This window comes from Sphingopyxis soli (assembly GCF_018682675.1).
GTDB lineage: Bacteria > Pseudomonadota > Alphaproteobacteria > Sphingomonadales > Sphingomonadaceae > Sphingopyxis > Sphingopyxis soli.
In genome coordinates this window covers 1-9,725 of sequence record NZ_JAFMTR010000003.1, presented here as the reverse complement: position 1 = coordinate 9,725, position 9,725 = coordinate 1, and the positions used below count along the sequence as shown (strand labels likewise).

The following is a 9,725-nucleotide window of genomic DNA, read 5'->3' as shown; positions in this document are numbered from 1 at the left end:
CTCGGCTTCAAAACTCCAGCCGAAACCTTCCTGCCGTTGCACTTCAAATGTGAATCCACACCCTTCGTTTCGCCGGGGTGACGATGAAACGAGGCATATCAGCGCCAAGCGGTTGAAATGCCTGCCCTGGCTTGCTAGCTAATGGGACCAGGGGTCGCGTCTTGCCCGGACCAGGGCAGCCAGATGGAAGGTGTAATGGCGATCTTCTCTCCCATGTTTCGAACCGCCTTGCTGGCGCTCGGTGTTGCCGGAGCAACCGCGGTTCCGGCGCAGGCGCCGTCGCTCGCGATGCTCGACCGCCTCGAAAAGGGCAGCTGGCAGCTCCGCGAACGCGGCAAGGATGCGGTGTTGCAGACGGTCTGCCTCGGCGACGCACGGCGTCTGATCCAGGTCTATCATCCGCGGCAGGGCTGTTCGCGCTATGTCATCGAGGACACGCCGGCCTCGGTCACCGTCCATTACACCTGCCCGGGCGCGGGGCATGGCCGGACGACGATCCGCAGCGAGACGAACCGGCTCGTCCAGATCGACACGCAGGGGATTGCCGACGGCCGCCCCTTCTCGCAGGCCATCGAGGCGCGCCGCGCAGGCGGCTGCTGATCCCTGCGGCCTAACGGCTTGTTAACTATCGCCTGCTAGACGGGTTGGACGACGCACCGATGTGTGTCCTTCTCCCTACGGCTTCATGCCGACCTGGGCCGTGCGGCTCGCGCCGTGCGGCCTGTTTCTTTGTGCGCCGCAATACTTGCGCGCCCGCGGGCGCAGGCCTATCTGGCGCCGATGCAGGATGTTTCCGGGAAAAGCGTCATCGTCCTCCTGTCGGGCGGTCTCGATTCGATGGTGTGCGCAGGGCTCGCGCGCGAAGCGGGGGCGCGGATCGTCGCGCTGACGATCGACTATAACCAGCGCCACCGCGTCGAACTCGAATCCGCCGCGCGGATCGCGGCCTACGTCGGCGCGGCCGAGCATATCGTCCTGCCGCTCGACCTCCGCCGCTTCGGCGGATCGGCGCTGACCGCCGACATCGATGTGCCCAAGGAAGGGGTCGGCAGCGATATTCCGGTCACCTATGTGCCCGCGCGCAACCTCATCTTCCTGTCGCTCACGCTCGGCCTTGCCGAGGCGCGGCAGGCGCAGGACATCGTGATCGGGGTCAATGCGCTCGACTATTCGGGCTATCCCGACTGCCGTCCCGAGTTCATCCAGGGGTTCGAGAAGCTCGCGGCGCTCGCGACGCGCGACGGGGACCAGGGTGTGGCGTTCCGGATCCACGCGCCGCTCCAGCATATGACCAAGGCCGACATCGCGGCCGAGGCTGCACGGCTCGGCATCGATGCGGGGATGAGCTGGTCGTGCTATGACCCGACGCCCGAGGGGCTGCATTGCGGATCGTGCGACAGTTGCCGCCTGCGGTCGAAGGGCTTCGCCGACGCCGGGCTCCCCGACCCGACGCGCTACGCATGACCTACGCCGTCAAAGAGATTTTCCTCACCCTTCAGGGGGAGGGCGCACAGGCCGGGCGCCGCGCCGTCTTCTGCCGTTTTGCCGGCTGCAATTTGTGGACGGGACGCGAGCGGGACCGCGCCAAGGCGATCTGCCGATTCTGCGACACCGATTTTGTCGGCACCGACGGCACGCTCGGCGGCAAATATCGCGATGCGGCGGCGCTGGCGGCGGTAATCGCCCAAAGCTGGGGCGAGGGCGCGGACGACCGCTACGTCGTGCTTACCGGCGGCGAACCGATGCTGCAGGTCGACGCAGCGTTGATCGACGCGCTCCATGCCGAGGGTTTCACGATCGCGATCGAGACCAACGGCACGCAGCATGTTCCGCGCAGCATCGACTGGATTTGCGTCAGTCCCAAGGCGGGTGGCGAACTGGTTCAGAAAAGCGGCGACGAATTGAAGCTCGTCTGGCCGCAGCCGGGAAGCGACGTTGCGATGCTGGCCGATCTGGATTTCGCGCATCGGCTGATCCAGCCGCTCGACGATCCGCATGCTGCGGCCAATGTGCAGGCATGCATCGACCTGGTGATGGCCGACCCGCGCTGGCGCCTGTCGCTGCAGGCGCACAAGAGCCTGGGGCTGCGCTAAAGCCCTATTGGGTCTTTTTCGTCGCGCTGTCGGCAGAGATGGCCTTTTGCGCGACGGGCGCCTCGACCGCGTCGGGATCGCTGCTCTCGTCGGATTCGGCGGTGTCGGTCGTTTCGCTGGCGGCGGCCTTCGGCGCTTCCTTCTTCGTGCCGTCGTCGGGGACGCTGTTGTCGACCGCTGTGCCGTCGCCCGCCGCGTCGTCGAGGATGATCATCGAATCGCTGATCGTGCCCGGCTGCACCTCGACCGCGTCGAGCTTGGTCGTCGATTTGCCCGCGGGCTCGCTGTTGCAGGCGGCGAGCAGGACAATGGGCAGGGCGATGAGGATGGTCCGCGTCATGCCGCCGTTCCTAGTCGCTTGCCGGGAGCTTGTCGAGAAAGGCGGGCAGCGCATCGGCCAGCGCCCGGTCGACCTCGGCGAAGGTGGCCGGGTTGCCGAGCGCGGCCAGGCTCGTCACCGGGAATTCGGCGATTCCGCACGGCACGATCCCGGCGAAATGGGCAAGGTCGGGGTTCACGTTGAGCGAGAAGCCGTGAAGGGTGATCCATCGCTTCACGCGCACGCCGATCGCGCCGATCTTGGCCTCGCGGCCCTGTGCGTCGTCCGTCCAGATGCCGATCCGGCCCTCGGCGCGGCGCGCCTCGACGCCGAGCAGTCCGAGCGCATCGATCACCCAGCCCTCGAGCGCCGACACATAGGCGCGCACATCGCGCCCGCGCCGCGTGAGGTCGAGCTGAACGTAGCCGACCCGCTGGCCGGGGCCGTGATAGGTGTAGCGGCCGCCGCGCCCGGCGTCGAAAACCGGAAAGCGCGGATCGAGCAGTTCGGCGGGATCGGCGCTCGTCCCCGCGGTGTAAAGCGGCGGGTGCTCGAGCAGCCAGATGCGTTCGCCAGCGTGGCCCGCGTGCATCGCGGCGGCGCGCTCCTCCATATCGGCAAGTGCGGCCGCATAGTCGGTCAGCCCAGGCGAGACGTGCCATTCAGGGGTGGGTAGCATGGTCATCGGCCGCGTTTCCTGCCCCTTTGCGCGCGGACAGGCAAGGGGGCGCGGGGGCCGTAGCGACAAGGCTGGACATTGGGGGCGAACAAGGTCAGTCTCCGATCCTGGGCATCTGCCGATAAATATGGGGCATAAATGGCAAAATTCGACATGGGCGCGGCGTGGGAAGACAGCGTGGCATTGATGAAGTCTTACACGGCGCTGACCGGGACCATCGCGGCGTTTTTCCTGTTCCTGCCGTCGCTGGCCGTCGCATGGTTCGGACCCGCACCGATCGAGCCGCCGCAGGGCGCGACGCTGGAGCAGATCGTGGCGACTTTCGAGCAGAATGTCCGGCAGTTTCTGCCCTATCAACTCGCCGTTGCGCTGTTCGCGATCGTCGGAACCCTCGCGATATTGCGGCTGTGGCTGTCGCGCAACGCAACGAGCGTCGGCGAGGCGCTGGCCTTTGCGGGGCGGATGATCCCGACGCTGATCGGCCTGCAGATTCTGACCGGCCTGATCCTCGCGCTGGGCTTCGTTCTTCTGATCATTCCGGGCCTCTACCTGATCGGGCGCCTCGCGCTCGTCTCGCCGCTGGTCGCCGACCGCGGCATTGGCAATCCGGTCGAGGCGATCCGCACGAGCTGGGACATGACGCGCGACAATGGCTGGGCGATCTTCTTCTTCCTGTTGCTGGTGACGATCGCGATCGCGATCATCATGCTGATCCTGAGTGGCGTGGTGAGCGTGATCACCGGAACTGGTCCGGGAATCGGGCATATCGTCAGCGGTTTTGTCGAATCCGCGCTGGGTGTCGTTGCGACGATGGTGACGATCGCGGTTTCCGCCGCGGCCTATCGCCAACTCGCGACCACGGGGGCGTCGACGGTCTTCGAATGAAGGCATTACCCCGTCCGCGCCGGGGAAGGATGCGCGACTGACGTGAATAGAACATAGGAGGTTTGGGGTCGCCTGACGTGACGCAACAACAAGGTCAGGTATGAAAGGGGGAATGAGATGAACAAGATGAGTATCGGTGCGGCCTTTTCGGAGACGTTCGCGTTTCTGAAGGCCAATTGGATGCAGATGTTGATCTGGTTCGGCGGCGCGTTGCTGCTTCTAGGTCTGCTCGGCTATCTGCTTTTGGGTTCCACATTCTCGGCGATGGCGATGTCGCCGGGCGATCCATCCGTCGCGATGGGCGCGTTCGGCAAGATCGGCCTCTTTTCCTTGCTTGCTGCCGTGATCCTCTACGGCGTTTGCATGTTGATATGGCGCGGCGGTTTGTATCCCGGTGAGGCGCCGAATTTTGGCTGGGCGTTCCAGGCGGGTCCTGCCTTTGCGCTCGGGATGATGGTGGTGATGATCGCCGCCTATATCCTGATCTTCATCGTGATGCTGATTTTCGGGCTAATCTTTGGCGCGGCGCTCGGCGGGGCGGGAGCTTTTTCGCCCGGTGCGCTGGAATCAGGCGCGGTCGGCGGCGGCGCGCTCTTCGTCGGCATCATCCTGTATGTCGCGCTGATCGTGTTCCTGCTGTGGGTACAGGGCCGGTTCATCGTAGCCGGACCGATCATGGCGGACCGCCTGACCCGCAATCCGATCACCGGCCTCAGCGAATCTTGGCGTCTGACGCAAGCGTCGCAATGGGTGATCGTCGGCTTCTATGTCGTATTCGCGATCCTGGTGGTCGTTTATATGCTGGTGGTCGGGATGATCGTCGGCGGCATTTTCGGGTCGCTCGCCGGCGGATCGATGGCCGGGGCGATGATCTCGCTGATCGTTTCCGCGGCGGTGATCTATTTGCCGCTGATCATGGTCTCCTTCTCAGTGCCGATCGGCATCTATCGGGCGATCGCGCCAAAGGCTTCGGCTGACGTTTTCGCCTGAACGGACTTCAAGCGAGGAAGGGGCGCTTCGGAGACGGGGCGCCCTTTTCCTATATCAGTTCCACTTGGCGAGCGGCGGCAGGCTCATCAGGATCGCGTCGATATTGCCGCCGGTCTTGAGCCCGAACAGTGTTCCGCGGTCATAGACGAGGTTGAATTCGGCGTAGCGACCGCGCCAGACGAGCTGCTCCTCGCGCTCCGCGTCGGTAAAGGGCTGGCCCATCCGTCGGCGTACGATCTGCGGGAAGACGTCGAGGAAGGCTTCGCCGACCGCTTGCGTGAAAGCGAAGTTGCGATCGAACTCGGCATCGTCGCCGCACTCGAGATGGTCGTAGAAAATCCCGCCGACCCCGCGATGAACGCCGCGGTGCGGGATATAGAAATAATCCTCGGCCCATTTGGCATAGCGTTCGTAGACGTCGGGCCCATAGGGCGCGCAGGCGGCGCGGAAGCGCGCGTGAAAGGCGTCGGTATCCTCTTGGTATGGAATCGGCGGATTGAGGTCGGCGCCGCCGCCGAACCAGCGCTTCGTCGTCGCCAGGAATCGCGTGTTCATATGAACGGCGGGCACATGCGGATTCGCCATATGCGCGACAAGGCTGATGCCGGTCGCGAAAAAGCTGGGGTCCTCGCCAGCGCCGTGGATCGACGCCGCGAAGTCGGGGGCGAATTCTCCGCCGACCGTCGACACGTTGACCCCGACCTTTTCGAAGACCTTGCCGGTCATGACGCCGCGCACGCCGCCGCCGCCTTCGCCGGGCGCGGCGCCTTCGGCCTCGCGATCCCATGGCGTGTAGGAAAAGCTGGCGTCGCTGCCCGCCTCGCGTTCGATCGCCTCGAACTCGGCGCAGATGCGGTCGCGCAGCGATTCGAACCAGGTGCGCGCCGCCTGTTGTTGGTGGTCGAGCGAGATCATGCGGGAAAGCCTTTCGTCTGGCGGAGCGCCTCGGCGAGCGCGATGCCAGCCGCGACCGCGACATTCAAGGATCGAAAGCCCGGCTGCATCGGAATCGCGACCCGCGCGGCCGCGGCCTCGTGAACATGGTGCGGAACGCCGGCGCTCTCTGATCCGAACAGCAGCACGTCGCCTTGACCGAAATCAAAATCGGGAAGCGGCGTGGCGCCCGCGGTCGTCAGCAGCACGATGCGCTGCCCGCCGATCTGCGACCATTGCCGGAAGGCCTGCCAGTCGGGATGGCGCCGGACGTTCGCGCGCACTGCATAGTCCATCCCGGCCCGCTTCAGCGCCGCATCGCCGAACGGGAATCCGCAGGGTTCGACGATGTGCGCGGGCGTACCGAAGCAGGCGGCGGTGCGCAGGATTGTGCCGACATTGCCGGCGATGTCGGGCTGGAACAGGGCGATTTCCATGCCGCTCCCATAGCGCCGGACGGCCCGGGAATCGAGGGCAGGGCGGCCACGCGCAAGCCAGCATGGACAAAGCGGAAATTGCCTGTTGGCAAGCCCGGACAGTGCGGCTATCAGGCCCGCAATTCCCGGAGGGGCCGCCGGGCTGCGCCATGTCGTGTGCGCGTTGCGGGGCGGGTCAATCCTTCTTGGGAACCATGTCAGTTCACCCATGCAAGGGCAGTCGAATGACCAGTGAAACCGATATTTCCGCCGGCATCGAAGATGGCGTGCGGCGCCGGGACTTCATCAACATCGCAGCAGTGAGTTTTGCCGGTGTCGGTGCGGCCGCGGTGGTGCTTCCCCTGGTCAATCAGATGAATCCGTCGGCCGACGTGCTGGCGCAGTCGACCACGGAAATCGACATTTCGGCGATCCAGTCGGGGCAGGCGATCAAGACGAGCTGGCGCAAGCAGCCGGTGTTCGTCCGCAACCTGACGCCCGCCGAAATCGCGGAAGCGAAGAAAGTGCCGCTTTCGGATCTGCGCGACCCGCAGACGATCGACGAGCGCACCAAGCCGGGCAAGGAAAACTGGCTGATCACGCTCGGTGTCTGCACCCACCTCGGTTGCGTGCCGCTCGGCGCCGCCGAGGGCGAGAATCGCGGCGACTTCGGCGGCTATTTCTGCCCGTGCCACGGTTCGCACTACGACACCGCGGCGCGCATCCGCAAAGGCCCGGCGCCCAAGAATCTGGTCGTGCCGCCTTATGAATTCAACAGCGACACCGTCGTGACGATCGGCTGAGGAGCGAGATAAGATGAGCTTTCCCTGGGCCAAGAACTACGAACCCAAGCAGCCGCTGATGAAGTGGCTGGACGAGAAGCTGCCGCTGCCGCGTCTCGTCTATAACGCCATCGGCGCCGGCTATCCGGTGCCGCGCAACCTCAACTATTTCTGGAACTTCGGCGTCCTCGCGGGCGCCGCGCTGGTCATCCAGATCGTCACCGGCATCGTGCTGGCGATGCATTATGCGGCCAATGCAGGCGTCGCGTTCAACTCGGTCGAGCATATCATGCGCGACGTGAACGCCGGCTGGTTCATCCGCTACGCGCATATGAACGGCGCGAGCATGTTCTTCATCGTCGTCTATCTGCACATCTTCCGCGGCCTTTATTACGGCTCGTACAAGGCGCCGCGCGAAATGGTGTGGCTGCTCGGCGTCGTGATCTTCCTGCTGATGATGGCGACCGCCTTCATGGGCTATGTCCTTCCCTGGGGCCAGATGAGCTTCTGGGGCGCGCAGGTGATCACGGGCTTCTTCTCGGCGATTCCGGTTGTCGGCGAGCCGATCCGCGTCTGGCTGCTCGGCGGCTTCGCGCCCGACAACGCCGCGCTCAACCGCTTCTTCTCGCTCCACTATCTGCTGCCCTTCGTGATCGCGGGTGTCATCATCCTGCACATCTGGGCGCTGCACATTCCGGGTTCGTCGAACCCGACCGGCATCGAGGTGAAGGACGAACAGGACACCGTCCCGTTCCACCCCTATTACACCGCGAAGGACGGCGTCGGCGTCGGTGTGTTCCTGCTGCTGTTCGTCGCGCTGACTTTCTTCAGCCCGAACCTGCTCGGCCACCCCGACAACTATATCGCGGCGAACCCGCTCTCGACGCCCGCGCATATCGTGCCCGAATGGTATTTCTGGCCCTTCTACGCGATCCTGCGCGCCTTCACCTTCAACTTCCTGTGGATCGATGCGAAGCTGTGGGGCGTCATCGCCATGTTCGCGGCGATCGCGCTGCTGTTCTTCCTGCCCTGGCTCGACAGTTCGCCGGTGAAGTCGTCGAACTATCGTCCGCTCAACCGCAAGTTCTTCTGGGTGCTCGTGGTCGACGTGCTGATCCTCGGCTATTGCGGCAAGAGCCCGGCCGAACAGCCCTACGTCATCCTGAGCCAGCTCGCGGCCGCTTATTATTTCGCGCACTTCCTGATCATTCTGCCGATCATCTCGCGGATCGAACGCCCCGCGCCGATGCCGAACTCGATCACGGAAGCGGTTCTCGCAAAGCATGCCGACGACGCGTCGGCGGCCACGGCCTGAGCGCCGGACTTTAATAGGAGCTGATACAGCCATGGTTCGTCCGCTCGGTTTTCTCGTCGGTCTGGGTTTCATCGCCGCGCTGCTGTGCGCGATCCTGACCACGCCGCTCACCAATGAGCCCAACGCATCGCACGAGTTCCACAAGCATCCGAAGCATTTGAAACTCGCCAGCGACGGCATGTTCCCGCACTGGGACAAAGCCCAGCTGCAGCGCGGGCTTCAGGTGTACAAGGAAGTCTGTTCGGCCTGTCACAGCCTGCACCTCGTCGCGTTCCGCGATATCCAGGATCTCGGCTACACCGAAGGCCAGGTGAAGACCTTCGCCAAGGGCTTCCAGGTGCCGTCGGTCAACCCCGACACGGGCGAGCCGGCAACGCGCGACGGCCTGCCGTCGGATTATTTCCCCGGCCCTTATGCCAATGAAGTCGCGGCGCGCGCGGCGAACAACAATGCCCTGCCGCCAGATCTCTCGCTGATCACCAAGGCGCGCGAAGGCGGCAAGGACTATGTCTATTCGCTGCTGACGGGGTTCCAGAATCCTCCGGCGAACCTGCCCAAGGAGCTGCGGCCGGGCCCGGGGCTGCACTACAACCCCTATTTCGCGAACCTGAACCTCGCGATGGCGCCGCCGCTCACCAAGGGGCAGGTGACCTTCGCCGACGGCTCGCCGAACACGGTCGAGGCGATGGCCAAGGATGTCACCGCATTCCTGGTGTGGACCGCCGAGCCCAAGCTGGTGAAACGCGTGCAGGTGGGCTGGGCAGCCTTCCTCTTCCTGCTCATCTTCACCACGCTGACCTATCTGTCGTACCGTAATATCTGGGCCGACAAGAAGCATTGAGGACATAAGGGAGGGCGGCCACCACAATGATCGCCCTCCCGCCTCAACCGGACCTCGACCTGGCGTCGCTCGTCCGCACCATCCCGGACTTTCCGAAGCCGGGCATCCAGTTCCGCGACATCACCACCCTGATCGGCGACGCTGCCGGTTTCTCCGAAAGCGTCCGGCGTCTGGCCGCGCGCGCTGCCGCCTATCGTCCCGATTTTATCGTGGCGGTCGAGGCGCGCGGCTTCCTGTTCGGTGCGGCGATGGCGACCGCGCTGGGGCTGGGACTCGTTCCCGTCCGCAAGGCGGGCAAGCTGCCGGGGGTGACGATCGGCGTCGACTATGAGCTGGAATATGGCACCGACCGGCTTGAGCTGCACGAAGGCGCGATCCTGCCGGGGCACCGCGTCGTGCTGGTCGACGACCTGCTGGCGACCGGAGGAACCATCCTCGCGACCGCCGCGCTGATGCGGAGCGTCGGCGCCGA

The 9,725-nt window shown here is 64.8% G+C and carries 13 protein-coding genes; 9 read left to right on the top strand and 4 right to left on the bottom strand.

Annotated features, from left to right (window positions below; genetic code table 11):
• Positions 1-213: 213 nt before the first annotated feature.
• The 3 genes from J1N50_RS00340 to queE all read left to right on the top strand — a co-directional run bounded on the left by J1N50_RS00340 (position 214) and on the right by queE (position 2,093).
• Positions 214-600, top strand: coding sequence for a hypothetical protein (locus J1N50_RS00340; protein WP_246552835.1), 387 nt, complete (start codon positions 214-216; stop codon positions 598-600).
• A gap of 180 nt (positions 601-780) precedes the next feature.
• Positions 781-1,464, top strand: a complete 684-nt coding sequence (gene queC, locus J1N50_RS00335) for a 7-cyano-7-deazaguanine synthase QueC (RefSeq protein ID WP_215348914.1) — start codon at positions 781-783, stop codon at positions 1,462-1,464.
• On the top strand, positions 1,461-2,093 hold the full coding sequence (queE, locus tag J1N50_RS00330) for a 7-carboxy-7-deazaguanine synthase (protein WP_215348911.1): 633 nt from the start codon (positions 1,461-1,463) through the stop codon (positions 2,091-2,093). Before queC ends, queE begins: the two co-directional genes overlap by 4 nt.
• Positions 2,094-2,097: 4 nt before the next feature.
• Here the strand turns inward: queE and J1N50_RS00325 are convergent, their stop codons facing one another.
• Together J1N50_RS00325 and lipB are read right to left on the bottom strand one after the other, a co-directional pair.
• The gene (locus J1N50_RS00325) at positions 2,098-2,433 is read right to left on the bottom strand and encodes a hypothetical protein (RefSeq protein ID WP_215348908.1); all 336 of its coding nucleotides are present in this window, start codon (positions 2,431-2,433) and stop codon (positions 2,098-2,100) included.
• A 10-nt stretch (positions 2,434-2,443) separates the two neighbouring features.
• Positions 2,444-3,097, bottom strand: a complete 654-nt coding sequence (gene lipB, locus J1N50_RS00320) for a lipoyl(octanoyl) transferase LipB (protein ID WP_215348904.1) — start codon at positions 3,095-3,097, stop codon at positions 2,444-2,446.
• A 132-nt stretch (positions 3,098-3,229) separates the two neighbouring features.
• On the opposite strand from lipB, the gene J1N50_RS00315 reads away from it, so the two are divergent.
• The gene (locus J1N50_RS00315) at positions 3,230-3,976 is read left to right on the top strand and encodes a glycerophosphoryl diester phosphodiesterase membrane domain-containing protein (RefSeq protein ID WP_215348901.1); all 747 of its coding nucleotides are present in this window, start codon (positions 3,230-3,232) and stop codon (positions 3,974-3,976) included.
• Between the two features lie 117 nt (positions 3,977-4,093).
• Positions 4,094-4,966 carry a hypothetical protein gene (locus J1N50_RS00310; protein WP_215348898.1) on the top strand — a complete coding sequence of 291 codons (873 nt, stop codon included), beginning with the start codon at positions 4,094-4,096 and terminating at the stop codon, positions 4,964-4,966.
• Positions 4,967-5,020: 54 nt separating this feature from the next.
• Here J1N50_RS00310 and hemF read toward each other — a convergent pair whose 3' ends face one another.
• Together hemF and J1N50_RS00300 are read right to left on the bottom strand one after the other, a co-directional pair.
• Positions 5,021-5,881 (bottom strand): oxygen-dependent coproporphyrinogen oxidase, encoded by an 861-nt coding sequence (gene hemF / locus J1N50_RS00305; protein ID WP_215348895.1) that lies wholly within the window; start codon positions 5,879-5,881, stop codon positions 5,021-5,023.
• Positions 5,878-6,336, bottom strand: coding sequence for a tRNA (cytidine(34)-2'-O)-methyltransferase (locus tag J1N50_RS00300; protein WP_215348892.1), 459 nt, complete (start codon positions 6,334-6,336; stop codon positions 5,878-5,880). Before J1N50_RS00300 ends, hemF begins: the two co-directional genes overlap by 4 nt.
• A gap of 224 nt (positions 6,337-6,560) precedes the next feature.
• On the opposite strand from J1N50_RS00300, the gene petA reads away from it, so the two are divergent.
• The 4 genes from petA to J1N50_RS00280 form a co-directional block, all read left to right on the top strand.
• Positions 6,561-7,118: a ubiquinol-cytochrome c reductase iron-sulfur subunit gene (gene petA / locus J1N50_RS00295; RefSeq protein ID WP_215348889.1), complete on the top strand. Its 558-nt coding sequence runs from the start codon at positions 6,561-6,563 to the stop codon at positions 7,116-7,118.
• Between the two features lie 13 nt (positions 7,119-7,131).
• Positions 7,132-8,412: a cytochrome b gene (locus J1N50_RS00290; RefSeq protein WP_215348886.1), complete on the top strand. Its 1,281-nt coding sequence runs from the start codon at positions 7,132-7,134 to the stop codon at positions 8,410-8,412.
• A gap of 31 nt (positions 8,413-8,443) precedes the next feature.
• Positions 8,444-9,253, top strand: a complete 810-nt coding sequence (locus J1N50_RS00285) for a cytochrome c1 (protein ID WP_215348883.1) — start codon at positions 8,444-8,446, stop codon at positions 9,251-9,253.
• A gap of 26 nt (positions 9,254-9,279) precedes the next feature.
• Positions 9,280-9,725, top strand: a 446-nt coding sequence (locus tag J1N50_RS00280; RefSeq protein ID WP_215348880.1) for an adenine phosphoribosyltransferase, incomplete at its 3' end; no start/stop codon positions are given.